Here is a 25,604-nt window from a genome sequence, read left to right on the forward strand (position 1 = left end):
AAACATTTCAAGGACAAGCCTCTCAATCTTGCATATCAGTTTTGTGTCGTAAATAATATAGCCATATATTAAATACTAGACGGACTGGTGGAGATAACGATGACAGGGAAGATTCTAGTAAGCGCATGTCTGTTAGGACATAAAGTACGTTATGATAATGGTGATGTGCCGTGTCTAGATGCCCGTTTCCTGAAGTGGTATGAGGAAGGACGTTTTGTCCATATTTGTCCTGAGGTAGTCGGTGGTTTACCAACGCCTCGCCCCGATGCTCAGCGGCAAGGTGAGCGGGTAGTGACGGGTGCAGGTGCAGATGTTACAGAACCCTTTATGAAAGGTGCTCAAGCAACGCTGAAGCTGGCTACAGAACATCAAGTTGCTTTAGCAATTTTGAAACAGGATAGTCCTTCTTGTGGTAGTCTGTATATTTATGATGGAACATTTATGGATACGAAGATGTCAGGAGAAGGTACAACTACGGAGTTATTACGGCAGAATGGGTTTAAGGTGTTCGGTGAAGATCAACTAGATGAAGTGGAGAAAGAACTAGCCCGGATGGATGGGTAAGTCATTCTTAAAGTCATAAATGGAACTCATGCTACATAATGTGTATAAGGGAAACGAAGCAGTGTCCTTGGGAGAGGAATTGCCGTCCGAAGAGCCATCCTTTATTTGGGATTGGAGGCGGACGCAGATGAGTATTGATCAGCTCATTTCATTGCTCGTTCTTGTCATCATGATCGTACAGCTTGCCGGCTACAAAGGGAAACATTAAGTTCAAAGTCTCACCTCATTGTAACTGCTTCCGGACCTCAGAAACTATTGAGCCGTTCGGAAGCTTTTTTTGTTCCACGCTAAGCATATTGCCGAATCTAAAGGATTCCATCACAGAGATGTCTAATATATACATAATGTGGGTTTTTGGGAAGCTGGAGGAAAATAGGATGATGTTCTACTAAACGGTGTGAAAGGATGGATGAATAGCGTGCCGATGTCTGAGTATTATCAGGAAATCCGAGGAAAAGTGGGATCAGAGTTATTAATGATGCCCTCCGTAGCTGCAGTAATAAGAAATAAAGAAGATGATATTCTATTTATCCGAAAACCTGAAGAGTCCTTGTGGGGATTGCCAGCAGGAGCCATCGAGCCAGGGGAACGTCCGGGAAGAACTTTGCGCAGAGAAGTATATGAAGAGACTGGATTAATGGTAAATCCTACTTCCATTCTTGGGGTTTTTGGTGGAGGGAAATATAGATACGAATATAACAATGGAGACCAGGTGGAATATACAGTCATCGTATTTGAGTGTTCTATTATCCGTGGAACGCTGAGAGCAATGGATGGAGAAGTCGAGGAATTTAAGTTCTTTAAAGAGAGTGAGCTGCCCGAGATGGCCATTCCCTATCCAGTGGAGATCTTCAAGAAAGACCGTGAGGCAGCAAAAACGATATTTGAATAAGCAGGAGAGGAGTTACTCATGAAGACTTTTATTTATATGATTAGGCACGCAGTATCACCTTTTGTGCTTGGAGATGAAAGGGAACGAGGATTATCTGATAAAGGGCATGAGGATGCTTATAGAATTAAAGAAATATTGGCGGAAGAGGAGATCACACATTTTATCTCCAGTCCTTATAGACGAGCCATAGATACGGTTAAGTATTTGGCTGAGGCTTCGGATCATGAGATTGAGCTATATGAGGAGCTTAGAGAAAGAGCTATCGCAAGCATGGAGATTGAGATCAGTGAACAAGAATATCTTCAGGGAATACGGACCTCATTCACAGACTTACAATATAAAATGCCGGATGGAGAGAGTACTCAGGAAGCTCAAGAGCGTGCGATTCCAATCATAAAAGAATTGATTCGGCAAAATAAAGGCAGTAAAATCGCACTTGGTACGCACGGTAATATTATGACCATTATCCTGAATTACTTCAATAAAGAGTATGGTTATGGGTTCTTTGAACAGACTTCCAAACCAGATATTTATAAGTTGGAATTTGATGAATTAGAGCTTAGTAGTGTGGAACGAATGTGGAATCCCGAAGCGCTGAGTAAATGAGATATTTTATTAAGCTCAATGTATTAAGCGCATTTTATGCCTTTATGTTGTTTGTCGTCATAGGGCTACTAGTGAATATTTATCGAATCAGTAGAATTTCGGGCTTGGAGCTGGGTAAAGTGGATAACTTGCTGCTTATCTTCATGCTTGTATTATTTATATTTTCTTCTATAGGGTTTGTTTGGATTACAAAAAAATATTTGAACGGTAGAAAATCCAAATATTTCACTGCGATCCTGTGGTATCCCTATTTGTTTCTGTTCGTTAATTTATTTGCAACATGGTTCCCGATTACAGAAGCTGCGGATAAACCAGCACCGGTAACAGGACTGATCATAATAGGGGCCATGATTATTTATCCGTTTTATATCGTGATCATTAATATTATCGCAAGCATAAACTTCAAGTCAGACGCTGGATAGAGGATGGAAATGAGAGTTAATGCTCTGAAAGAAAGACTTTTTTATGGATGCATCTGCCTAATTGTTATTGCACTGGGTTTAAGCTCTAGAGTATTCTCGGAACATCTGCCTTTGTTTGTATCGAGACATTTTGGAGACGCACTTTGGGGCAGCATGGTTTACTTTATGTTTCGCGTACTACTAGTGAACAGGAAGCTATGGATTGCTTTTATGTGGAGTCTGATGTTTAGCTTCGGCATAGAATTCAGCCAGCTATATCAAGCGGAGTGGATCAATAGCATCCGGGCTACTGTACTCGGTGGATTAATTCTCGGAAAAGGGTTCCTATGGGTTGACCTTGTTAGATATGGCGTTGGAATTTTAATTTCTTATGGATTGGATCAGTACTTTCACCCAAAACAGTATCGAGTAGATAAATAGCTTTCTCATTGGAGATGAACCTACAAATGGTTAATAGTTTGATTGTAGTATGCTTGCTTACAATGATTATTCATACCGCAGAAACCTTATCGTATTCGGTAAGATACGCCGGAGTGAAGCTGAATAAGATAGCTATTGCTTTGTCTCTGACAGGCATTATTGTTCTCGTGTCAAGAACCGCAAACATGATTCAAGCTCCACTGACGGCTAAATTCGTAGACTACGCCAAATTGCATCCTGATTTTCCGCTTATTAATTATTTGAGAATTATTCTGTTAGCTTCATCATTAGGCACTTTAATTGCAATTGCCGTGTTTCCTACCTTTGTGGGTCTTTTTGGTAGAATCATATCTAAGCTAGAGATCGAAGGTTCTATTCCCAAGCTGCTTACGAGCGTAACCATTGGGCAGTTAAAGAATACAAGAAAATACATAAGAAAACCAAAAGTGAATCTATACAACTTCAGATACCTTGGAATTCCTAAACGGTTTATTGTCATGAATGTTTTTGTTACAGCATTCTATACGGTCGGCGTATTGGCTTCCCTGTATGCTGCCAAGTTAGTTCCTGAATTCAGCACTACTGCCTCTCAAGCTTCTGGACTAATTAACGGATTAGCAACCATATTGCTCACCGTATTTATCGACCCACAGCTTGGTCTTATTACTCATAAGGCTACTGAAAATATAGAATATCGCAACCAGCTTGGAAAAATATATGTCGTCTTGATGGGCTCCAGATTTCTAGGGACATTGCTAGCCCAATTGCTGATCGAGCCCGCAGCCGGATTCATCAGTTTACTGGTAAAACTGATTTAAGGAATGGCGAACCGGTCTACTTATGGAAGCTTAGATTCTGCGGCGCGCAAAGCTAGTGCTATCTTCTGCTCCCAGCTGTAAATATTTTGCTGCATGGCATGAACTCGTATCATTTGATCATAGGATGCTCTCAATTCTGTTGCTGCTGTAATCGCATCTCCTTGTTTTACAGCCGATTTGTAGTGTTTATCTGCTTCTGATCGAACTTTCTGTGCTGCAGTGATATTTTTACTCTCGGCGGTAATTTGCTTCTTCAAAGCTGTGATCGGTGCCAGCGCATCTTTGATAGGTTTGAGCTTAGTAGCGGTTTGCTTACGAGCGGTTGCCAACGCGTCTGTCTTTGCTTTGATTTCAGTTCTAGCTATGGTTACCGCAGCCTTGAGCTTATTGCGTCTCAGGTCAAGGAGAGTGGCGGTCTTAAAGTCTTTAGCTTTCTTCGCTGCAGCAGACTGCTTACTGAGTGTACTGTATTGTTCCAGGAGGGGAGCGTGCTTCTTTTGAACAGTTGTGGCTTCAGAAGATAAACGACTCAGCAGAGCCTTATCTGTTGACTCTATGACAGTGTGAATAGATTTCAGTGTTTCATTGTTCTGCTTACGCAGCATCTGGATTTTTGAGCTATCAGACTTGAGGGCAGCTTGAAGAGAGGTATAATTACCATGGAGACCGTTAATGTCATTTAACGCAGAATCCCAATCTGTATCTGCAGCAGCCATCGGAAGGTTGCTAATGAGGAGAGCTACTACAAGGATGAATTGGACGAACCTTTTAAAACAACTAAATTTGTGAATTATCAATCGTTTCAGCTCCTTAATTAGTTTATGCGCGCAAAAAAGCACCTCCAAGATAGGCATGATTGCCTGTCTTGCGAGGTGCTTCTCCCGCACAGAATATAAATGATGTAATCACTATAACTTGAAATTAATGGATAGTCAACCCCGAAATAGAACGTTAGTTTGCTTTTTGGAATAATGAAACATAAGGAGAGTCAAATATGAATTCACATCTAGATCGAATGCAGGATCGAGTGGCCTTAATAACCGGAACTTCTAGTGGATTTGGACTGCTCACAGCCCTCAAACTAGCTGGACAGGGATTCAAAGTTGTAGCAACCATGCGCGATTTGAGTCGTAAAGGTGAGCTTGAACAGCAGGCAGAGCAAGCAGGGCTCTTAAAGCAGCTTCATTTCATGACTATGGATGTAACTGATAGTGATTCTATAGAGGCGACTATATCCTCAGTGCATGATACATTTGGAAGAATTGATGTTCTGGTTAACAATGCAGGTTTTGCTATAGGCGGCTTCATAGAAGAGATAACTATGGAGGAATGGCGCCAGCAAATGGAGACGAATTTTTTCGGATTAGTGGCGGTGACAAAAGCTGTGCTGCCAGTGATGCGAGAACAGAGAAGTGGTACGATTATTAATGTGGGGAGTATAAGCGGGTTGTCCGGGTTTCCGGGGTATGCTCCATATGCAGCTTCCAAATTTGCAGTAGAAGGATTCAGTGAAAGTCTGCGTCATGAAATGTCTCCTTATGGAATACGTGTAGTATTAATTGAACCTGGCTCTTTCCGTACCCCGATTTGGGGAAAGGGAATAGAACAAATCCGTCGAAGCGAGGATTCTCCTTACAGAAAACGTCTGGATGCAGTGCTACGATATTCCAAACATACCGCTGAAACTGCACCAGATCCAAGTCAAGTCGCAGATCTTATCGGTCGTATTACTGAAATGAAGTCACCAAGGCTTCGGTACCCTATCGGCAAAGGCACCCGGATCTTGATCTTAGGCAAAACGCTGCTCCCGTGGAAATGGCTGGAGAGAATTATTGCGAAAGAATTGAGGTGATGGAATGGAGCAATCCATAAACTTAACAATCATTAAACTCATTGGATATGTATCCAGTTTGATGACCGTTTTTTTATGGTTTATATTTATATTCATTAATCCTTATGCTGAGGTTACGAATCAATCCAGTATTATAATGAGTATGGTAATGCTGGTGTTGCCGGCCGGATTACTAGCGATAGGCATCTCTTTAAACAGAAGTCTTCTCATGCTTCTCGCCTTTATTTGGAGTTTTCCCTACAGTCTGTATATGTTTTTGACGCCAGGTATCTTCAGATTGTTTGGGGTTACAAGCTTAATGTATTTATTGTGTTTTGTGTTATTTAGAATCATCAAGATCAGACTTTGATAAGAATTGAGGTGTGCCGATGCTAGATTCGTCAGGACTGCATATTTGTTTCGATCCAGCAGGCCGTGAAATTGAAATCCTTGATGTAACTCCAGTTGGTAAAGATAAATACCGCATCGAAGAGACGCCGATTTTTAATCCAGGTGTTACAATGGGTGATATTATACGAGTGAAGGAAGAACAAGGAATCTTTTATTATCAGGAAACGGTACAGAAATCTCATTTTAAAAGGTACGCCTGGCTCCTCAGTAAAGAAGCTGTTGATTCAGCAGCCATTTCTGCTTTTAAACAACGGATCACGGATAATGAAGGGAAATGTGAACAAATCTTTGGTGGTTTGATAGTCATTCATATTCCTAAGAATACTTTGATTGATGTGGATGGGGAAATGAATCGAATCATTGAGCGGTTTGAGAAGTGAAGGTACTTAAATATAAACGAAGTATGAAAAAGAAAAAATACTGCGGCATGAAATGCAAGGAAGCTTGCACATGATGCAGCAGCATGGAGAATAGGTGAAACGGTTTAGACAATCTGAGCGATACAATCTATACTTATTTTATTTCTTTCATAAATGTCTTAAAATTTGCGGCGATTTCTTTTGATTTGGTATGGTGTAGATAATGTCCTGCATCAAGTTTTACCAATTTTCCTTGTACGGAATTTTTGACTTGCTCTTCATGCAATGATATCCAATCTTTTAAGAGAGTATCATCCCCTTGTACAAAGAGCAAAAGGGGAATATCCTTTGGAAAAGTTGAATTTAGAGCCCCTTTATAATTAGAAGACATATGTTCCACTTCATTTAAGTTAGTGTAATTATAAGTGTTTCTAAGCGTAAGCAATCTCAATTGTTCTTTAGTTTCATCATCAAACGGCAATTCAGCATAGGGATTTCCACTTGATTTAAATAACAATCTGCCCAATCCTGATTTTCTAAGTAGTTTTAATTTTCCTGTTGGTATTTTAACACCTATTCTGTCTTCCGTTGGAATACTGTTATCAATCCCGACAAATGCACTCACTTCGTTTGGATATTTGTTCACATAATTCAAACTGTACATACCGGAAATAGAGTGTGCCATTAGAATATAACGGTCAATCTTAAGCTGCTTTACAGCTTCATGAATTTCACTTACAATATTTTCCGTGGTTCGTTCTTTTTCAGTTCTATCACTTAATCCATAACCGAAAGGCTCGATCACGACAACTTTGTAAAATGGAGATAGTTCATCTATCAGCAGCTTAAAATCAAGTCCCGGTGCCACCGTTCCATAACCTGGTAAGAGCACGACTGTCTCTTCGCCTTGTCCTTGAATCAAAACATTCATATTTTTACCATCGACGCTTACAGACTGACCATAAGGTTTTATTCTAGCTTGGTCCGATTTATTGAAGAAAATATTAGCGACAAAAACAGTCACTAGAAAAAGTACTATTGCGGTAGCTAAAGCCCCTAAGGAAATAAGTGTAATTCGAAGCGGTTTATTCATCCTTTTTTTCGTAGCTTCTTCTTTTGGTTTCACGCGTATCTTCACCTGTCCTCATCAGTTATTCTGGCTATCCTAAAGACTCGCCAAAGAAAGCTTACCCGATGAAGGTGAACCCTACATGACGACAATATGAACTGAATATGAATGAGCGAAAAAAGCTACAGCACCGATCAAAGAGTCTATAAAATGAATATGAGGTGAGCGATTATGTTGAAATTTATCAAACAATATTTGCCTAGTATTGCTATCGCAGTGGTCATTTCTTTGTTTGTAAGAACTTATGTTGCTGAAGCCATGAAGGTTCCCACGGGCTCTATGATCCCTACAATTGAAATTAATGACCGACTAATCGTTGAAAAAATGTTATGGATGACCACACTTGATCATGGAGATATCGTTGTGTTTACGCCGCCGGTAGCAGGCGATGAGAATAAAAGATATGTGAAGCGGTTGATAGGGCTGCCAGGCGATACAATTGAAATTAAAGATGGAGCACTTTACAGAAACGGAACGGAGATCAATGAGCCCTATCTTAATGAGCGGATGGACTATACTTTTGGACCCGTTACGGTTCCGGCGGACCATTACTTTTTTCTCGGAGATAACCGGAATATAAGCTATGATGCTCATCTTTGGGCTACTCCTTTTGTAGCGAAGGATCAGTTGATCGGAAAAGTGATCGCGGACTTTAGTATTCCTTTTTAGGTGAAGCCGCAGGGGTCTTTTGAACTAATTATGAGCGTTAATGAGACTTTAACCATATTGTGACTTTGGAAGAATTTAGCTATCCTTAAGGTAAAATATACCTATACATAGGAAGGGTGCTGAATTTTGAAAGCTCATGTCACAGATCTAAAACATGGCGATTGTCTTATGATGGACACTTTCAATAGTGTTGGCCTACATGTGCTCCCGAAGGGGACCATTGTCTACAAAGAAGAAATCACCCTCCTGATGAGACATCGTATCGATTATGTCGATATTGAACCTCGCAGCATAGCGATGGATAATGAAGGGATGAATTTGGAGCAAAGTCTGAATGGAAATTTTGATCTTGTGATCCAAAACTATGAGTCTATTTTTCTAGAAGCACTCAGCAAGGGCAGTTTCACGCAGTCAGATGTAGATCTTACGCTGCAGCCCTTGCTGGAAAAAATGGATGAGCATAAGGATGTAGTGTCCTTATTACTGTTGCTTGAGCGGGAGGACGTTGGTACATACAATCATTCTTTGCAGGTCGGACTGTTATCTTTTTACATAGCGACTTGGTTAGGTTATACCAAAGAAGAACGTTACGAGATTAGCCGGGCTGGGTATCTACACGACATAGGAAAAAGTCAGATCGACCCTTCTATCTTGAATAAGGCAGGAAACTTAACCTCTGAGGAAACGGAAGAACTGAAACGTCATACTACATATGGATACGATATTATTCTTAAATCTATGAATGACGAGAAGACTGCACTGGTGGCGCTTCAGCATCATGAATTTGAGGATGGGACAGGTTATCCTAATATGCTTCGTAAGACGGACCTGCACCCGTATACACTGATCGTGGCTGTCGCTAATGTTTACGTTGGGATGACCTCAACAAGAGCGAATCAACCAAAACAGGGGCTAATAACCGTTCTGCGAAAGGTGCATGAGCTAGGCTTTGGTAAACTGAATGGAAATGCGGTACAAGCTTTGATTGGACATTTATTGCCGAACTTTGTAGGTAAAAATGTTCAGCTTAGCAATGGAGAGCAAGGTACGATTATTATGAATAATCCTTTGGACATTTTTAAGCCGTTAGTGAAAGTAGATGAAACTACGTTTAGGGATTTATCCAAGGAGCGTAATTTGACTGTTGAAGAAGTATTTATTTAATGAATAATTTCGTTGCAAAATTAGGCTATCCACTTGGTCGCTAAGATCGAGAGATAGTCTTTTTGTGTTATAATCGAAGCTGGGTTCAAAACCCATAGTAACGAGTAGGAGAGTGCTTATCGTGATTATCAAGTTCATTCGTTTGCGTTAAATCGATGTACAATTCAATGATACCATCATCCATTTATTTTAAAATGTGACCGGTCTTATTTAAGTGTGCAATCTTTGATTACCAAATTCGAATGAAATGAGGATTAACAATGAGCGAAAAGATATTTAAAGTAAACGGTATTGAACTATGTTCGGAGAGTTTTGGAGACTCCAGCAATCCTGCAATATTACTGATTATGGGTGCCACATGTTCTATGGTTTTTTGGGATGAGGAGTTTTGTCAACGATTAGCGGATACAGGACGATACGTTATTAGATATGATAATCGGGATGTGGGACGTTCTGTTGTTTATGAACCTGGGAGTTCCAATTATACAGTGCTTGATATGGCCGATGATGCTGCTGGGTTACTTGACGCTTATAATATAGAACAGGCAAATATCGTGGGGATGTCCTTAGGGGGTATGATTGCACAAGTTCTTGCTATTCGCCATCCTCAGAAAGTTCTAACCTTAACATTGATCGCATCTAGTATTTTTGAATCTGATGATAATGATCGGAACTTGCCTCCAATGGATGAGAGGATTCTCGCTTTTCATGCGGATGGAGCTACTCTGGATTGGTCAGATGAAGAAGCGGTAGCAGATTACTTGGTTTCCGGTTCGAGCATACTTTGTGGTTCAAAACATAAATTCGATGAGAAAAGAGCGTATAAACAAGTTAGGATGGAAATAAAACGTGCCAACAACTTACTCAGCATGTTTAATCATGCTCTTCTAACAGGGGTAGATGACTACGAAGGTAAGGCGAAAAATATCGTAGTTTCTACATTAGTTATCCACGGTACAGAAGACAGCGTACTTCCTTTAGAGCATGGCTTGGCGCTTGCCGAAGAAATTCCTAATGTGTCAATACTAACTCTAGAAGGAACTGGTCACGAAGTTCACCCTGATGATTGGGAAACCATAATTAAAGCTATTTCGAATCATACTCTAAGCGGTAAAGCTTAACGAGGTTTAAATAGATAAAAAGGGTTACAAATCGGTGATGCCGATTGTAGCCCTTTTTCTACATCTACTTAGGAATTAAATCGTTTCACTAATTTTTCTTTATGTGCAGTAAATGCCTCTTCTAAAGTGATGCCATACAAATCGGCTAACAATGCGATATTTCCTAGCACATCTCCGATTTCCTCAATCAAGTCGTTTCTCAGTTGCTCTGGTGGAGGGGTAGATTCATCTGGACGATCTCTTCCGATTTCATAGGACCGTACTGCCCGTGCAACCTCACCGGTTTCTTCCATAAGAAATCCAACCCTTATAAAAGGACCGTAATCGGCCCAGCCTCTTTGCCCATAAAAGCTTTTTATCCATTTCTGCACTTCATTGATCTCCATATTATGTAGCACTCCTTAATCTTTAACATGATTTATTCACCAACATATAGTATATTAGATGTCGGTTATTATCAATATATAGTTTGGGGATGAGGATTTGAAATCAATTTGCGTTTTTGCAGGGTCGAATTTAGGGGTACATGAGGAATATAAGGATAAAGCTGTTGAACTTGGAAACTACATGGCGATGAATAATTATCGCTTAATTTACGGGGGGTCCAGAATCGGATTAATGGGTGAAGTCGCCAATGCTGTGTTGAAAGGTGGAGGTGAGGTGATCGGGGTTATGCCTAGGGGGTTGTTTAATGGAGAGATGGTACATAGAGAATTAACGCAGTTGATAGAAGTAGAAGATATGCATGGACGTAAAGCAAAAATGGGAGAATTGGCGGATGGTTTTATTGCATTACCCGGTGGTTTTGGGACGTATGAAGAGCTGTTTGAGGTTTTGTGCTGGTCACAAATTGGTATCCATAAGAAACCGGTGGGTGTTCTAAATATCAGGCATTACTTTGACCCTCTGATGAATTTAATTCAACATAGCATTAACGAGGGATTCTCTAATGCTTCACATCTCAGTCTGCTAAACCTATCAGATGAGCCGCAGGAGCTCTTAACGTTACTGGAGGGTTATATTCCCCAGACTTTAGAACAAAAGTGGAAACAGCTTAACTAGAAAAGTTCAAGCGTATTCTTAAGACAACATGAGTTTGAAAAATGGCGGTAGGTTAATCTTGCTGTCTTCTCTAAATTAATAAGTGAAATCCACTGAATTTGAATTTCACTAGTGGATTGGCTATGATAAATATAGAGAATCGCTACAAGAGGAGAAATGGATTATGACCCCCGAGAATCAAATCGAACAATTTAAAAAGCTAAAGCACGAGGTTACCCGTTTTATGTTGATTTATAAATTTGCATTGGATGAGATGGAGACGAAGATTGAGATCCTGAAACAGGAGTTTCAATCACTTCATGATTACAGCCCGATTGAACATACCAAATCGCGGATCAAGTCTCCAGAGAGTATTATGAACAAAATGCTGCGCAAAAATGGCGAATTATCACTGAACTCAGTGCGAAATTGTATTAAAGACATTGCTGGTTTGCGGATTACCTGTTCTTTTATCTCAGATATTTATCATGTTAGTGAAATGCTTCAAAAGCAGGACGACTTAACGGTTCTTGAAGTGAAGGATTATATTAAGAATCCCAAGCCTAACGGATATCAAAGTTTGCATTTGCTGATTCAAGTACCAGTATTTATGTCAGATCGTCAGGAGCTAGTTTGCGTTGAGGTACAAATTCGTACCATTGCTATGGATTTCTGGGCAAGTCTCGAACATAAAATTTTCTATAAATATAATAAATCGGTACCAGAGAGTATGACACGTGAGCTGAAAAATGCTGCGGATGCCGCTCATGCCCTTGATCTACAAATGGAGCGTCTGCACCGAGATATAAAGGAAATCAAAGACGATGATGAAGATGATCTTAGCTCCTTCGAGGAGGAGCTTCGCCGTATAGTGGTTCATAATAAGCAATTCACACTTCCAGCTAACTTTATTAAATTGCTTGACGGCAAATAAGCTGTGTTTATTTCCTAGGGTTATCCGTTTCGTTTCGGATTAGCTCTAGGTTTTTTCTTGTATACATCATTGCCAGGGATAACTAAAATAGAGTATTCTCAACTTGAAAGAGAGACTTATAACTTGTAATCATCAGCTTCATCAAATTGATATGAAGGAGAATGAAGATGAGCGAGCGTACACTCCGAACCATTACTGTTAATCAAATTGGATATCCGGTGGATGGAGAAAAGATTGCGGTATTTTCTGGTTCTGGACATGACTTTAGGATCGTTAATGTGGACAGTGGTGATGTAGTATTCGAAGGGGTATCGGGTGCAGAACGGTTTGATGAGGCAAGCGGAGTAACTGTACATACAGGTGTTTTTTCTGAGGTTAGTGCTACAGGTAGATACCGGATTGAGCAGGCTGAGGGGATAGCTTCGGCATCATTTATAATCTCAGATAAACCTTATCATGAGCTTCAACAGGGCTTGCTGAAGGCCTTTTATTATTATCGCTGCGGGGTTGAGTTAACGGAAGAGTATGCTGGAGATTGGAAGCATAAAGCATGTCATACAGCAGAGGGAATTGTATATGGACAAACAGATCTTCGACTGGACTGTTCTGGAGGCTGGCATGATGCAGGTGATTATGGAAAATATAGTGGACCCGGAGCAAAGGCCATCGCTGATCTTTTGCTAGCCTATGAATTATATCCATCCGCTTTTGTAAGCGCTATTCCGATCCCTGAAAGTGACGGGCATACGCCAGATATACTGCTGGAATGCAAAGTGGAGCTGGATTGGTTGTTTAAAATGCAGGACCATAAAACAGGTGGAGTCTACCATAAATTAACTACATTGAACTTCCCCGACCTGGATGTAATGCCTGAGGATGACACAGCGGATCTATATTTCTCACCGGTATCAGCTACTGCCACGGGAGATTTTGCTGGAGTCATGGCCATGGCTGCAAGAGTGTATGAGCCATTTGACTCAGCCTATGCGAAGAGATGTCTGGCTGCAGCAACACTAGCTTGGGAGTGGCTTGTTCAACATCCAGACGTACCCGGCTTCACGAATCCACTTGAAATTAGCACTGGAGAATACGGGGATGGGATCGATAAGGATGAGCGCTATTGGGCAGCAGCGGAGTTATATCGTACGACGGGGAATGAAGAATACCATCAAGCTGTTCTGCAACTAGTAAAGCTAGAATTTCCGAAATACAGTTTAGGCTGGGCAGATATGGGCGGCTATGGGACGCTTGCGTACCTGTTAAAGGGTGAGGAGCAAGCAGACCGAACTTTGTATACATCTTTAAAAAAAGGGCTTATAGCTGAAGCGGAACGTTTAGCAGAAGTGAGTCGTAAGGATGGTTTTAGAATCTCCTTGAAAGAGGAGGATTACATTTGGGGAAGTAACATGCTCGTAATGAATAACGCAATGCTGCTGCTTGCAGCTGAATATTTTAGTGGTGATTCGAGTTTTGCGGACTGTGCGCTAGATCATTTACACTATCTGATGGGGCGTAATGTACTTGATATCAGTTATGTTACCGGATATGGCGATCGTCCTGTGAAACATCCACACCATCGTCCATCTGTTGGTGATCATGTGGCTGATCCAGTCCCGGGTCTAGTGTCTGGGGGGCCAGATCGTGGGCTCCATGATGAATATGTAGTAGAACATCTGCAAGGCAAACCAGCCGCTCAGTGTTTTGTAGATCACGAACTTAGCTACTCTACGAATGAAGTAACGATCTATTGGAATTCACCGGCAGTGTTCGTTACAGCTCGATTTAATCAATAAATTGAAGGGGAAGGCGTGTCTCTTAGAGGAGATGCCTTTCTCTTTTTTTATGTTAAAATGCTATAATACGTGGTGGTATGTAATTTGTACGTGTGGCAATAGGAGGTAAGGCATTGGGCCGTATTTTTGAAATTCAAGGAATTGCAAAACTGAACTGGAAAAGCAGCGAACAGGCTTCGAAATATCTATTCTCGGACATCTCCGCAGAAATAACTGAATCGGACCGGATCGCTTTGATCGGCGCCTCAGGTCAAGGTAAAAGCACACTGCTTAGAATAATGGCTCTGTTGGATGCTCCGGATGAAGGGGATATGCTTGTTAATGGCACTTCATTCAAAAGCATGGATTCAAGGCTGTGGAGAATGAAAGTAGGGTTTGTGGCTCAACAAGCGGTTATGTTGCCTGGCAGTGTGGAGGATAACCTAAGAACCGTCAGTAAGCTGCATGACAGACCGTATGACCTTAAACTAGTACAGCGACTATTGGAGCAGCTAGGGCTGGATCAATTGGATTTAAGTAAAAAAGCGGCAGATTGCTCTGGCGGTGAGAAGCAGCGGATTTCCCTAATTCGGTCATTGCTGCTGCGACCTAATGTTCTATTACTCGATGAAATCACAGCATCACTAGACATTGACAGTACTCAAAGGGTTGAGGATCTGCTAGTACAGTGGCATAAAGAAGAAGGAACTTCAATGATATGGGTGACTCATGACCTTAAACAGGCTAGCCGAATAAGCACTACCACATGGTTTATGGGTAATGGTAAGCTGGAACAACACTTGAGTGAATCTTTTTTTGCTGAATCTGCGGAAGCTTTGGCCAAAAGGTTTATTCGACCGTTAGAAGGAGCGTCATTATTATGAGTTATACTGCACTGAGTTTTACGCTTCTGTTTGTGTTAGGGACGATGTTAGTCTCAGTATGGCAAAAGCTCGGACTGGAAAAAGATATTATTGTAGGTACCATAAGGTCGGCGATTCAATTGCTAGCGGTCGGATATGTGCTGCAATTTATTTTTAAAACCGATCAGATGATCTACGTCATTTTGATTATTATCTTCATGATAAGTGTTGCCGCATGGAATGCAGCGAAAAGAGGGAAGGGACTACATGGATTAGTCTGGAGAATTGGACTTGCGATCGCCTCTATGGAACTTCTGATGATGGGCATTCTGCTTGGCTTACATATTATTGAGGCGACTCCACAATATATCATTCCGATTAGTGGTATGACCATTGGCAGCGCCATGGTTGTCTCTGGGTTGTTCATTAACCACATCAAGCACGAAATACAGCAGAGCAAAGGGGAAATCGAGACCCTGCTGTCACTCGGTGCAACGGTTCCACAGGCGATCCATGAAGTTAGAAAAAGATCTGTGAAATTCAGTATGATCCCAACCATAGACGGAATGAAGACAGTAGGCCTAGTCCAGCTTCCAGGGATGATGACGGGTATGATTATTGCAGGTGCTGATCCAGTAATCGCAGTCCGCTACCAGATTCTGATTGTGTTCTCATTCACCGCTTCTGCGGCCATAACAAGTATACTGCTTAGTGTAATGAGCTACCGGCTCTTTTTCACACCGGACCTACGGCTTAAGCAAACGGTAGAACTATAATAGAATTTTATTTCTCACAAGCGATTCCGTCATTGTCACGGTCGCTTTTTTTGTTGGCATTATAGAGCTCTTTGGATACATAGGGTTTATATTTTGTTTTGCCGCCCTTGTTCTTAGTTGAACTGGAAAGAGCAACACCGCCTTTGTAATCTTTATTTAATTCAGTGCAGTTCTTGTAAGTTTTGGCTTTGGATTCAGCGTTTACCGTGCTCATGGTACCGATGGATAAAGTGAGTAGCAGCCCTGTTGCTACGCATATACTTATCGTTTTTTTCAAGGGAAACATCTCCTTTGGATGAAAAATTCAAGCTAGTACTTTCGTTTATGCACTAGGCCTAGGAATATAATACTATAGAAATGGCACTTGGGAAGTGGAAAGTGACATAATTATTGTTGTTAAGATACATAGAAATTAGCGATAACGGGGAATAATTAGAATTCAATTCACATGAGGTGAAAAGCTTTCTATGAGGTGATTCTGATTAGTAAAAAGAAATTGGCGGCTACCCTGATCGCAGGTGTATTGCTTCTGCCGGGAATCGCAATAGGTGCACCTGACACCGGAACGGTGTTTCATTCTAATGGAAAGCTGCTCTCAGCCATGCCTTTGCCAGCCCCGGAGTCTAAACGAATCTTATTACCAACTGCATTTCAAGCAGCTGAGTTATACGGGTTCGGTTTACAGCACCGGAATGCATCGATTCAATATTCGATCTTTTCCAAAGAACTCAAAAAGGTTATGTATCCGCAGTTTGTTGAACTGAACTGGGTAACTGGCGTATCCAGCCCATGGATCACAAAATACGAGGTTACTAAAGAAACAGTAATTAACCCAAATTCAGAGGTTATAGAAATGCGCATAGATTCCGCGACCTCAAATGGTCCGGAACCATCCATGCTTCTGACGATCTCACTTGTTAAAGATCATAATAGCTGGGTGATTACCGGCGTGAAACCGAATCCTTAAAAGTATGGAGAATTGGAAAAGAGCAAGCGTAATAGGGAACATTCCCGTACGCTTGCTCTTTTTTATAAGATTCGAAAGCATAAACAATCAGTGTACGCTGGGGGCTATACAAAAAGTATCGCTTCACTCGATTATTGCGGACCGTATAACTCTTACTCTCCTTCAATTCGCATTATTAGAGCAATTTTGGGTGAACAGCTGCATCTGAGTCCGATAGCTTCGCTGATTTGCTATTTTCTAGTCTCTTCCCGCCTTGACCATTAATTCCGCCATCATTTTTGGCTCGGTTCTGACAGTGGTCATATGATCTCCTTTACCCTCTATGAAGCGAAAGACGCCTAAATGACTGGACTGAGTCGGATGAAATCCATATCGACCTTGTGGGATAGCCGTGTCTTCCGTCAGATAAAGATAACTTTTAGGGATTTGGAGGCTGTAGAATTTCTTGAGATCTAGCTTTTCAAATAGTGGGGTAGCCGGTTCAGGCGGTGCTTGTTTATAAAAGGCTTGTGCTTGCGCAAGACTTGCAGTGTTGACGAATGTATCCCGAAAGAGCGGGAAAGGGAGTGTGATGGTGTTATTGCCGGATGCATCTTTAAGCTGTTCAAAGGCTTTAAGCGTATCTGCCGGAAACTGATCCGCCACACTTTGTCCGTCTAGCGGCGCGAAGGCATCGAAGAACACGATCCGTTTGATCCGATCAGGGACTTGCTGGGAAACTGTTTGGATGACTGACCCTCCAAAGCTATGTCCAAGGAGAATAAAATTCTTCAAGTCTTTTTGTTTGATATAGTCAACAACGGACTTTGTGATTTGCTCATGCGTTACGTTATTATTCTTATCCGCACCGTGTCCGGCATATTCCGGCGTGTAGACGGTGTGCCCTAATTTGCGGAGCTCGGCTGCAGTTTCATCCCAAAAGCCTGCTGTAGCCCAAGATCCATGGATCAGAACAAAGGTTAATGGAGTCTGTTTGGAAGAGGATTTGTGGTCAGCGGCTGCAACAGTGGAGAGTTGATTCATAGATTGCATGCCCATCATGGTGAAAAGCGTAATACATAACGCTAAAACTATTTTAGTGTGAATCGATTTCATACTTTGCCTCCTGTGTAGTGTGAGATTTTAACACTATAGAGGGTGCCCTGTTTAACAGTGAAAGATGAATTTTAAATGGAGTCAGTGAATCTCCGGCACCCAGGCATAGGCAAACGCATATCTTGTTGTTAGGGAATTCAAAAAAATATAGTAACAGAAGGGTAGGAATAATCAGTGACTTCATACATGGACTACACGTCCCCAGATACAGAATTTACTTTTGATGTGAACACTAATACTCTCTTTAAAAAGGATGCCAACAACTTTATTAATTTGCTGTCCGTTAAGCAGTTGAACACACTGGAGAATACTTCGCTCCTTGATATTTTTCTTAGTAAATCGAATGTGGTAGAGCCACATTATCATCAAAATGCGGCAGAGCTTGTCTATTGTATCTGCGGTTCAGCGGTAGTGTCCTTAATCAATCCGTTTACAAATGAACTTTTGCATTTCCCAATTTGTCCAGGTCAAGTGGCAAATGTCCCGCAAGGCTGGTGGCATTATGAAGTAGCAACGGCCGATAATACTCATTTGCTCGCGATTTTTGACGCACCTATTCCTGAGGTTATCTTAGGTTCGGATATTCTAAGCAAAACTCCGGCGAATGTATTAGCTCATACTTACTGTTTGAACGAAGCCTTGGTAAAGGAAGCCTTAGCGCCTATTAAACCTGGAACCTTTATCGGCCCACCTGCCGACTGCTGTGAGGAAGATAAAGTAAAGGGAGTTAGCAATATGGCTCCAAATATGGCTCCAAATATGAATATGCATGCAAATATGAAACCGAACATGCAACCGAATATGCACCCACACATGCATCCGAACATGCAGCCATACGCTCATATGCAAGCTCAACCCATTCCCATCTCTTCACAAATGCCTCCAGCGACGCAAGCATTTAATTACCAGCCTTACCCGATGCAAGGATACTACACGCAAGGCTATGAACAGCACTATCGTCAACAGCCTTATGTACAACAACAACCGAATTATCAATATTCAAATAATCAAGAGTAACTACAAAAGACCTCCCGAGATCATTTCTCGGGAGGTCTACTTGTTATGGCTTAAGAAATACGGACAAGCACTCTTCCTCGTGTGTTTCCTTGCAGAATATCATTCAATGCCTGCGGCAATTCATTTAAGGTTACTTCACGATCTACAAGGTTCTCAAGCTGTGCAGGCTTCAGATCAGTTGCCATCCGTGTCCACACCTTTTCACGAAGCGAAGCAGGGCACTCTACGGAATCAATGCCTAGCAGATTAACTCCCCGAAGAATAAACGGAAGGACAGTAGTCGGAACAGAAGTGCCGCCGGTCAAGCCGCTTGCTGCAACAGAACCTCTGTAGGAGATTTTACTCAAAATCGCGGCAAGTGAGTTACCCCCAACGGAATCTACAGCAGCCTGCCATTGCTGTTTCTCTAAAGGCTTGGTCGAACTGCCAGTAACCTCTCTGCGTGAAATGACTTCTTCCGCACCAAGACCTTTTAGATAATCGTTAGCTTCGGCATTACCAGTACTGGCCACAACGCTATAGCCCTTTGTGCTAAGCATAGCGATAGCAGATCCACCTACACCGCCGGTCGCTCCAGTTACGAGGACTTTACCTTTGTCTGGTACTATGCCGTTGTCCTCCAGTGCTTGAATGGACAAGCCAGCCGTCAGTCCAGCGGTACCATAGATCATAGCTTCTCTTAGTGTAAGTCCTTCCGGGAGCGGGGTGATCCAAGCAGCAGGAATACATGCGTATTCGCTATATCCTCCAAAGTGAGACACGCCAATACCATACCCTGTCGCAATGACTTGCTGACCTTCATGAAACCGCTCGTCTGTGGAAGACACCACAATACCGGATAAGTCGATGCCAGGAATAAAAGGGTAGGATCTTAAAATCTTTCCGTTTGGGATACTGGCTAGTCCGTCTTTATAGTTCACACTGGAGTATGCAACCTTAATTACAACTTCTCCTGCGGGTAGTTCTTCTAAGGTAACCGGCTTAACAGCGACGGAGAATGATGATTCTGTTTTGTCGACAACCAGTGCTTGAAATGATTCTGTCATAAGTGTAAGCTCCTTCAACTACGTTATTGGTAAGACATATATATAATATTTATTCTGCCCAGTCAACTTGTCATTGTCTATGATATAACGCAAGTGAGACTCCGTGGATCGCACTTTAATTGTGAATTGTAACATTATAATCAAACTAGATAGAAAGAATCCTGAGCATGACCTATGCAGAAGATTTTGATTATTTTAAGGTGAAAACGGCTTTGTGCCCGTCGCTACGATCCCTGATGTATTTGGTCCTGGTGCCTAAGGGAATACTGTATGAAGAAAAATACTAAGGTGATCTATTCAATAGGATGAAAGTTTGTTTAAATGGTATAGTATAGTGTATTTGAAATCTTAGGATTGCAGAAAGAGAGGCTAATTCATGGCGATTGCAACAACGATGATTGTAAGGCTCGAAATTCGGAAATCGGTTGCTTCTTTTGGTGATGTTGCTTCAGGAATTGCCACTGCTGGCGGAGATATCGTTGCGATTGACGTGATTCGTGCAGGTAAGGACGTAACAACTCGAGATATAACAATAAACGTGCAAGATGCCGCGAATGGAGAAATCATGTCTATACTATCGAAGATGCCAGGGGTCAAAGTAATCAACGTGTCAGATCGAACATTTTTAGCTCATCTAGGCGGGAAGATTGAAATCACACCTAAAATGCCTATCAAGAATCGTGAGGATTTATCGCTGGTGTATACGCCGGGAGTTGCCCGAGTGTGTACGGCAATTGCTGAAGATCCGAACAAAGCCTATTCATTGACGATGAAGCGGAATACTGTAGCTGTAGTTACGGACGGTACGGCTGTGCTTGGACTAGGAGATATTGGTCCGGAAGCGGCTATGCCTGTTATGGAAGGTAAGGCTATGCTGTTTAAACAATTGGCGAACATCGATGCCTTTCCACTATGCTTAAATACCAAAGATCCAGATGAAATCATTAATATTGTAAAAGCAGTATCTCCTGGATTTGGGGGAATAAACTTAGAGGATATCAGTTCTCCGCGTTGTTTCGAGATTGAACGTCGGCTTGCTGAAGAGCTAGATATTCCGGTATTTCATGATGACCAGCATGGTACATCTGTAGTAGTTTTGGCAGGTCTTCTGAATGCTCTTAAAGTAGTAGATAAATCTATTGGAGATGTTCGAATTGTAGTTGTGGGGATAGGTGCAGCAGGGGTATCCATCTGTAATATGCTTCTGGCAGCAGGAGCACGTAAGATCTATGCGGTAGATCGTGAAGGTGTTCTTAGAAAAGATCTTCAGTACGATAATCAGGAATGGCGGAAGCTTGCTGACGCAACGAACCCGGAAGGCATTGAAGGTGGACTGACGGAGGTTATGCAGGGAGCCGATGTCTTTATTGGGGTGTCACGCGGCGGGATTCTATCCGTCGATCATCTCAAGAGCATGGCCAGCGATAACATTGTGTTTGCAATGGCGAATCCGACACCGGAGATTGAACCAGAATTGGCTGAGCCTTTTGTTCGTGTATTAGCGACAGGTAGAAGTGACTATCCGAATCAGATTAACAATGTGCTGTGTTTTCCTGGGATCTTCCGTGGTGCACTGGATTGCAGAGCAAAAACAGTGAATCTTGAAATGAAGCTGGCCGCGGCAAAAGCGATTGCTTCCGTCGTCCATCCGGATGAAGTTAATGAGCAATACGTAATCCCGAGTATTTTTAACGAAAAAGTAGTAGAGCTTGTGCGTTTGGCAGTGATCCACGCAGCTATCGCAACAGATGTTGCCCGCCGGATTCCTAAGGATATTGCTAAGGATTTGGAATAAAGGTTAACTATAAATGGACTGCTTTGCTTAGTGAGAGCAGTCTGTTTTTTTATACATTGACACATAAATGGGTGTCGTATCATAATTAGGGCTAAAAGTACCTATTCCCATTTTAATAAAGTGACTGATATAATTACTATAATGTATAAAATGAATTAAATAAGTTTGATGCAATGATATGTAGAAAGGGCATCCAAGTGGGTGCCCTTAAATTTTTCCTCTAAAAAGGGTATTTTTCCAAAAGGGTTAAATTAATTTAGAAGTGGTGAATTCATGAAAGAGTTCTACAGTCAGGTGAGGGTCTGTCAATAATTTTGTGTAAACTCTTTTAAGCACAGATTCCCCCGAGGGGGAAGTCGCGAATTTAACGCAAGTGTTGACCGACCCGATCGGGGAAAAAGACCGACAGCTGGAGCAGCATTTGCCCCCAGTTTTGGACACGTCCTGTCCATTTCCGAGTGACGTCGACGGTGGCCAGATAGAGCATTTTTAGTAGCGCCTCATCTGTGGGAAAGATGCTTTTTCCCTTCGTCACTTTACGAAGCTGACGGTGGTAACTCTCAATCATATTGGTGGTGTAAATCAGTTTGCGGATCTCAGGCGGGTACTTGAAAAAGGTAGCGAGTTCGTCCCAATTGGTCCGCCAGGAACGGATAATGAGGGGATATTTCGCTCCCCAAACTTCCTCGAAACGGTCGAGTTCAAGCAAGGCACCTTCCTCGGTAGCTGCCTTGTAAATAGGCTTTAAGTCGGCTGTTACCTTCTTAATATCCTTGTACGACACGTACCGTGTGGAGCTGCGGATTTGGTGAATAATACACTTCTGGATTTCCGTTTGAGGATAGCAGGCGGCAATCGCTTGAGAGAATCCGGACAGGTTATCCACGCAGATAATGAGAATGTCCTGAACCCCGCGATTCTTCAGTTCATTCAGCACACTCAGCCAGAACTTGGAGGACTCATTCTCACCAATCCACATCCCCAGCACGTCTTTGTTTCCGTCCAGATCAATGCCAATGACCATGTAGGCAGCCTTATTGATAATGGCCCCATCTTGCTTGACTTTGAAGTGGATCGCATCCAAATAGACGACGGCATAGACCCCTTGCAGAGGCCGGTTCTGCCATTCTTTAATGAGAGGCACAATCTTGTTCGTGACATTGGAAATGAGCGTTGGAGATACCTCAATACCATACATCTGCCCTAAATGGTCCTGAATTTCTCGGGTGCTAATCCCTTTCGCATACAGCGCAATAATTTGTTCTTCGATGCCCGTTACATTCGACTGATGCTTCTTGACGACCAAGGGCTCAAACTCGCCCAACCGATCCCGAGGAATAGCGATTTCCTGCTCACCATACTCACTGACTACGGTTTTACGGCTCTTTCCGTTACGGCTGTTTGGCGTGAGCTTCGCTTTCACCTCATGCTTTCCATAGCCCAAATGAGTATCCATTTCGGCTTCCAGCATCTCCTGAATCGTCTCCGCAAACAGCTCTTTTAGAGCATTCTGCGCATCCTGTGCGCTTACCAAATTGTTTTCCTTAATAAATTCCCGTAACTGCTGTTTTGTCCAAAGTCCCATGTGTTCTCCCCAACCTTTCTCTTACTTCCATTTTAATGGGTTTGAGAGTTTACACAATATATTTTACAGACTCTCAGGTGAATCGGAAAATTTATTATATTGTTATGTTATTAATCATTATTCTTATGATATCTGGATTAATACTATCTACAACAGAGTTGAACGGGATTAATTTTGGATACATTGTACATTTTTTGTGTGTGATGATTCTATCCATTAGTTTATGGATCTATCCTAAGTATGAGACATATACCTTTAGAAAGATTATCATTCTTTTTGGATTTGCTTACTTCTATACTCTTTTCTTTTTATATCCGCAAACTTGGACCACCTATATATTGATTTGTCTTATTCCCGCACTTTCTATTCTATTTTTCGATTTAAAACTGTTCTACTTTTCCTTTATCATAAATGGATTGTTAATGGTAATCACTTTTAGTTACGTCATTTTTATTGATAAAGGTGAATTATATACTTATTTACATCATGATATTGTAGGCAACATTATTAATATAATAGCTGTTCAAGCGTTATTATTTTTCATTTTCCATTTATCATTTAAGCGGGTGAAGAAGCAGCAACTGTATTATGAACAATTACAGCAATCCGAGCGGTTAAAGATGGTAGGACAATTAACAGCTGCTGTTGCGCATGAAATTAGAAATCCAGTAACAGTGGTCAGAGGCTTTTTGCAATTGTTTAAAGAGGACACTTCATTTGATGATCCTATGAAAGGTAAGTTCAACTTGATGATTGATGAATTAAACACAGTAGAACAGATAATCTCTCAATTTCTAACCCTTTCAAAACCAAATGGAGATCAAAGACTAGAGAAAGTAGATGTGAAGGAAGTTCTTCAAAGTGTAACAGGTCTGCTTCATTCCTATGCCATGCTGTCTGATAATCAAATCGATATAAAGGTAGAGGAAGATTGCTTTATTTCTATTAATAAAATAGAGTTTAAGCAGTTACTCATTAATATTATAAAAAATGCACTAGAAGCCTCAGATGTTGGGAAATCCGTCTCAGTCACAGCAAATAGAAATAATCATTTTATCGAGATAACGATCATGGATGAAGGCAGTGGAATGTCCGAAGTAGAGATTAAGTCGCTCGGCACACCTTTTTATTCATTAAAAAGTAATGGAACGGGTTTAGGGTTAATGATTTGCTTTAATATTGTAGAAAAATATGATGGGGAAATCTTTTATAATAGCTCTAAAGGTAAGGGGACTACCGTTACTATTCGCTTTTTAGCTACGAATGATCAATAATATTCCAAAAATGAAAAAGTTAATACTGGAGGGAATATATGCGAAGAATTCACATCATGGGTGCATCTGGAGTAGGAACTAGCACATTAGGTCAGCAATTAGCCAAGGTGTTACCTCATATTCAGTTGGATAGTGATGACTATTTCTGGGAGCATAAGTTCACTAAACAGCGCGAAATCAACGATAGATTAACTAGAATTAAGCAGGATTTAGCCCATAAGGAGCCATGGATTCTGAGCGGTGCAGTTTGCGGCTGGGGGGATGGGCTTCGGCCCTATTTTGACTTGGTCATTTTTTTATGGCTTCCGCAGGAGATCCGTTTGAATCGATTAAGAGTTAGAGAATACGAGAGATATGGTGACGAAATTTTACCTGGTGGAAATAAATACGAAGCGAATCAGACTTTTATGGAGTGGGCCGCTTTATATGATACTGCAGGAGTTGAAGTCAGAAGCAAGGAACTACACGAGGAATGGATGTCCGCGTTGAAATGTCCTATTTTACGAATAGAAGGAGATTTAACTCCTCAAGAACGTGTTGAAGTCGTGCTGAATTATTTAAAGTTTATGGAATCAGGAGGAACTCATGATGATTAAGAATCTGGGTACGCTGTTGCTGGCTGGGATGTTGTCAGTTCTTCTTGTTGCCTGCAATACAACTACATATAAGCATAATTACACCTTTACAGGTGAAGGAGAAGTATGGTCTGCAGCATATGTTCAAAAGGCTACGGAGAAGTTCATCGATAAAAAGGGTGAAAGACCAGATTATGAAACTTCGCAGCAATCTACATTTGAGCTTAAATATAAAGGAGAACAAACGGATCTGGATAAAATAAAAGATTTTAAATATATCTTCAAGGGAACCTCGGGTGAAGAAAGTAAAACCTTAGAAGATGTTAATGGAGTAAGAAGTGAGTTGAAGTCCGAGAGATCCGGGAGTGGGGCGTACGAGCAGGAGGACTCTATCATTAAGGTAGTAGTGGAGTGGGATGGAAAGAAGGAAGAATTTGATCTGGAGGTTCGTAAATAGT

At 41.5% G+C, this 25,604-nt stretch carries 29 protein-coding genes and 1 pseudogene; 23 read left to right on the plus strand and 7 right to left on the minus strand.

Features of this window, described 5'->3' with window-relative positions; translation table 11 throughout:
* Positions 1 to 99: 99 nt before the first annotated feature.
* The 7 genes from ACDZ28_RS20385 to ACDZ28_RS20415 all read left to right on the plus strand — a co-directional run bounded on the left by ACDZ28_RS20385 (position 100) and on the right by ACDZ28_RS20415 (position 3,722).
* The gene (locus tag ACDZ28_RS20385; protein ID WP_341112088.1) at positions 100 to 564 is read left to right on the plus strand and encodes a DUF523 domain-containing protein; all 465 of its coding nucleotides are present in this window, start codon (positions 100 to 102) and stop codon (positions 562 to 564) included.
* A 28-nt stretch (positions 565 to 592) separates the two neighbouring features.
* The gene (locus ACDZ28_RS20390; protein ID WP_375102626.1) at positions 593 to 772 is read left to right on the plus strand and encodes a hypothetical protein; all 180 of its coding nucleotides are present in this window, start codon (positions 593 to 595) and stop codon (positions 770 to 772) included.
* A 210-nt stretch (positions 773 to 982) separates the two neighbouring features.
* On the plus strand, positions 983 to 1,456 hold the full coding sequence (locus ACDZ28_RS20395) for an NUDIX domain-containing protein (RefSeq protein WP_042132081.1): 474 nt from the start codon (positions 983 to 985) through the stop codon (positions 1,454 to 1,456).
* A gap of 18 nt (positions 1,457 to 1,474) precedes the next feature.
* On the plus strand, positions 1,475 to 2,062 hold the full coding sequence (locus ACDZ28_RS20400; protein WP_375102627.1) for a histidine phosphatase family protein: 588 nt from the start codon (positions 1,475 to 1,477) through the stop codon (positions 2,060 to 2,062).
* On the plus strand, positions 2,059 to 2,484 hold the full coding sequence (locus ACDZ28_RS20405) for a hypothetical protein (protein ID WP_375102628.1): 426 nt from the start codon (positions 2,059 to 2,061) through the stop codon (positions 2,482 to 2,484). Before ACDZ28_RS20400 ends, ACDZ28_RS20405 begins: the two co-directional genes overlap by 4 nt.
* 9 nt (positions 2,485 to 2,493) lie before the next feature.
* On the plus strand, positions 2,494 to 2,904 hold the full coding sequence (locus ACDZ28_RS20410) for a DUF2809 domain-containing protein (RefSeq protein ID WP_375102629.1): 411 nt from the start codon (positions 2,494 to 2,496) through the stop codon (positions 2,902 to 2,904).
* 26 nt (positions 2,905 to 2,930) lie between these two features.
* On the plus strand, positions 2,931 to 3,722 hold the full coding sequence (locus tag ACDZ28_RS20415; RefSeq protein ID WP_042126599.1) for a lipid II flippase Amj family protein: 792 nt from the start codon (positions 2,931 to 2,933) through the stop codon (positions 3,720 to 3,722).
* A gap of 20 nt (positions 3,723 to 3,742) precedes the next feature.
* Here ACDZ28_RS20415 and ACDZ28_RS20420 read toward each other — a convergent pair whose 3' ends face one another.
* Entirely contained in the window at positions 3,743 to 4,519 is a 777-nt protein-coding gene (locus tag ACDZ28_RS20420; RefSeq protein WP_375102630.1) for a hypothetical protein, read from the minus strand.
* Between the two features lie 197 nt (positions 4,520 to 4,716).
* Between ACDZ28_RS20420 and ACDZ28_RS20425 the strand changes: the two genes are divergently transcribed.
* Positions 4,717 to 5,574, plus strand: coding sequence for an SDR family oxidoreductase (locus ACDZ28_RS20425; protein WP_375102631.1), 858 nt, complete (start codon positions 4,717 to 4,719; stop codon positions 5,572 to 5,574).
* Positions 5,575 to 5,942: 368 nt separating this feature from the next.
* Positions 5,943 to 6,344 (plus strand): DUF4265 domain-containing protein, encoded by a 402-nt coding sequence (locus tag ACDZ28_RS20430; RefSeq protein ID WP_042126603.1) that lies wholly within the window; start codon positions 5,943 to 5,945, stop codon positions 6,342 to 6,344.
* A gap of 133 nt (positions 6,345 to 6,477) precedes the next feature.
* Here ACDZ28_RS20430 and ACDZ28_RS20435 read toward each other — a convergent pair whose 3' ends face one another.
* Positions 6,478 to 7,416: an alpha/beta hydrolase gene (locus ACDZ28_RS20435; protein ID WP_375105383.1), complete on the minus strand. Its 939-nt coding sequence runs from the start codon at positions 7,414 to 7,416 to the stop codon at positions 6,478 to 6,480.
* A 207-nt stretch (positions 7,417 to 7,623) separates the two neighbouring features.
* On the opposite strand from ACDZ28_RS20435, the gene lepB reads away from it, so the two are divergent.
* The 3 genes from lepB (at position 7,624) to ACDZ28_RS20450 (ending at position 10,406) form a co-directional block, all read left to right on the plus strand.
* Positions 7,624 to 8,121, plus strand: coding sequence for a signal peptidase I (gene lepB, locus ACDZ28_RS20440; protein ID WP_042126605.1), 498 nt, complete (start codon positions 7,624 to 7,626; stop codon positions 8,119 to 8,121).
* A 126-nt stretch (positions 8,122 to 8,247) separates the two neighbouring features.
* On the plus strand, positions 8,248 to 9,285 hold the full coding sequence (locus ACDZ28_RS20445) for an HD-GYP domain-containing protein (protein WP_375102632.1): 1,038 nt from the start codon (positions 8,248 to 8,250) through the stop codon (positions 9,283 to 9,285).
* 260 nt (positions 9,286 to 9,545) lie between these two features.
* Positions 9,546 to 10,406 carry an alpha/beta fold hydrolase gene (locus tag ACDZ28_RS20450; RefSeq protein ID WP_375102633.1) on the plus strand — a complete coding sequence of 287 codons (861 nt, stop codon included), beginning with the start codon at positions 9,546 to 9,548 and terminating at the stop codon, positions 10,404 to 10,406.
* A 68-nt stretch (positions 10,407 to 10,474) separates the two neighbouring features.
* On the opposite strand, the gene ACDZ28_RS20455 is transcribed toward ACDZ28_RS20450, so the two are convergent.
* Positions 10,475 to 10,792, minus strand: coding sequence for a MazG nucleotide pyrophosphohydrolase domain-containing protein (locus ACDZ28_RS20455; RefSeq protein WP_076121906.1), 318 nt, complete (start codon positions 10,790 to 10,792; stop codon positions 10,475 to 10,477).
* 97 nt (positions 10,793 to 10,889) lie between these two features.
* On the opposite strand from ACDZ28_RS20455, the gene ACDZ28_RS20460 reads away from it, so the two are divergent.
* The 5 genes from ACDZ28_RS20460 to fetB all read left to right on the plus strand — a co-directional run bounded on the left by ACDZ28_RS20460 (position 10,890) and on the right by fetB (position 15,792).
* Entirely contained in the window at positions 10,890 to 11,468 is a 579-nt protein-coding gene (locus ACDZ28_RS20460; protein ID WP_042126615.1) for a TIGR00730 family Rossman fold protein, read from the plus strand.
* Positions 11,469 to 11,631: 163 nt separating this feature from the next.
* Positions 11,632 to 12,381 (plus strand): GTP pyrophosphokinase family protein, encoded by a 750-nt coding sequence (locus ACDZ28_RS20465; RefSeq protein ID WP_042126617.1) that lies wholly within the window; start codon positions 11,632 to 11,634, stop codon positions 12,379 to 12,381.
* Positions 12,382 to 12,548: 167 nt separating this feature from the next.
* Positions 12,549 to 14,174: a glycoside hydrolase family 9 protein gene (locus ACDZ28_RS20470; protein ID WP_375102634.1), complete on the plus strand. Its 1,626-nt coding sequence runs from the start codon at positions 12,549 to 12,551 to the stop codon at positions 14,172 to 14,174.
* Between the two features lie 113 nt (positions 14,175 to 14,287).
* Positions 14,288 to 15,037 (plus strand): ATP-binding cassette domain-containing protein, encoded by a 750-nt coding sequence (locus ACDZ28_RS20475; protein WP_375102635.1) that lies wholly within the window; start codon positions 14,288 to 14,290, stop codon positions 15,035 to 15,037.
* The gene (gene fetB, locus ACDZ28_RS20480) at positions 15,034 to 15,792 is read left to right on the plus strand and encodes an iron export ABC transporter permease subunit FetB (protein WP_375102636.1); all 759 of its coding nucleotides are present in this window, start codon (positions 15,034 to 15,036) and stop codon (positions 15,790 to 15,792) included. Before ACDZ28_RS20475 ends, fetB begins: the two co-directional genes overlap by 4 nt.
* 7 nt (positions 15,793 to 15,799) lie before the next feature.
* On the opposite strand, the gene ACDZ28_RS20485 is transcribed toward fetB, so the two are convergent.
* A complete protein-coding gene (locus ACDZ28_RS20485) occupies positions 15,800 to 16,006 on the minus strand; it encodes an excalibur calcium-binding domain-containing protein (RefSeq protein ID WP_231574261.1) in 207 nt (68 codons plus the stop codon).
* A 258-nt stretch (positions 16,007 to 16,264) separates the two neighbouring features.
* Between ACDZ28_RS20485 and ACDZ28_RS20490 the strand changes: the two genes are divergently transcribed.
* Positions 16,265 to 16,759: a hypothetical protein gene (locus ACDZ28_RS20490; protein WP_375102637.1), complete on the plus strand. Its 495-nt coding sequence runs from the start codon at positions 16,265 to 16,267 to the stop codon at positions 16,757 to 16,759.
* Between the two features lie 237 nt (positions 16,760 to 16,996).
* Here ACDZ28_RS20490 and ACDZ28_RS20495 read toward each other — a convergent pair whose 3' ends face one another.
* On the minus strand, positions 16,997 to 17,854 hold the full coding sequence (locus tag ACDZ28_RS20495; RefSeq protein ID WP_375102638.1) for an alpha/beta hydrolase: 858 nt from the start codon (positions 17,852 to 17,854) through the stop codon (positions 16,997 to 16,999).
* 174 nt (positions 17,855 to 18,028) lie between these two features.
* On the opposite strand from ACDZ28_RS20495, the pseudogene ACDZ28_RS20500 reads away from it, so the two are divergent.
* Positions 18,029 to 18,616 (plus strand): annotated as a pseudogene (locus ACDZ28_RS20500) (cupin domain-containing protein); the annotation flags it as partial.
* Between the two features lie 305 nt (positions 18,617 to 18,921).
* On the opposite strand, the gene ACDZ28_RS20505 reads toward ACDZ28_RS20500, so the two are convergent.
* Positions 18,922 to 19,917 (minus strand): acryloyl-CoA reductase, encoded by a 996-nt coding sequence (locus ACDZ28_RS20505; protein ID WP_375102639.1) that lies wholly within the window; start codon positions 19,915 to 19,917, stop codon positions 18,922 to 18,924.
* Between the two features lie 376 nt (positions 19,918 to 20,293).
* On the opposite strand from ACDZ28_RS20505, the gene ACDZ28_RS20510 reads away from it, so the two are divergent.
* A complete protein-coding gene (locus tag ACDZ28_RS20510) occupies positions 20,294 to 21,712 on the plus strand; it encodes an NAD-dependent malic enzyme (protein WP_375102640.1) in 1,419 nt (472 codons plus the stop codon).
* Positions 21,713 to 22,076: 364 nt separating this feature from the next.
* On the opposite strand, the gene ACDZ28_RS20515 is transcribed toward ACDZ28_RS20510, so the two are convergent.
* Complete coding sequence (locus ACDZ28_RS20515) at positions 22,077 to 23,297, minus strand: IS256 family transposase (protein WP_076119303.1); 1,221 nt, start codon at positions 23,295 to 23,297, stop codon at positions 22,077 to 22,079.
* 422 nt (positions 23,298 to 23,719) lie between these two features.
* Between ACDZ28_RS20515 and ACDZ28_RS20520 the strand changes: the two genes are divergently transcribed.
* The 3 genes from ACDZ28_RS20520 to ACDZ28_RS20530 are packed head-to-tail and all read left to right on the plus strand — an operon-like array spanning position 23,720 to position 25,603.
* Entirely contained in the window at positions 23,720 to 24,571 is an 852-nt protein-coding gene (locus ACDZ28_RS20520) for a HAMP domain-containing sensor histidine kinase (RefSeq protein WP_231574157.1), read from the plus strand.
* Positions 24,572 to 24,609: 38 nt separating this feature from the next.
* Positions 24,610 to 25,167: an AAA family ATPase gene (locus ACDZ28_RS20525; protein ID WP_042126632.1), complete on the plus strand. Its 558-nt coding sequence runs from the start codon at positions 24,610 to 24,612 to the stop codon at positions 25,165 to 25,167.
* A complete protein-coding gene (locus ACDZ28_RS20530) occupies positions 25,157 to 25,603 on the plus strand; it encodes a hypothetical protein (RefSeq protein ID WP_139328472.1) in 447 nt (148 codons plus the stop codon). Before ACDZ28_RS20525 ends, ACDZ28_RS20530 begins: the two co-directional genes overlap by 11 nt.
* The last annotated feature ends 1 nt before the right edge of the window (position 25,604 follow it).

It is taken from the genome of Paenibacillus sp. RS8 (assembly GCF_041956825.1).
Taxonomy (GTDB): Bacteria; Bacillota; Bacilli; order Paenibacillales; family Paenibacillaceae; genus Paenibacillus_AQ.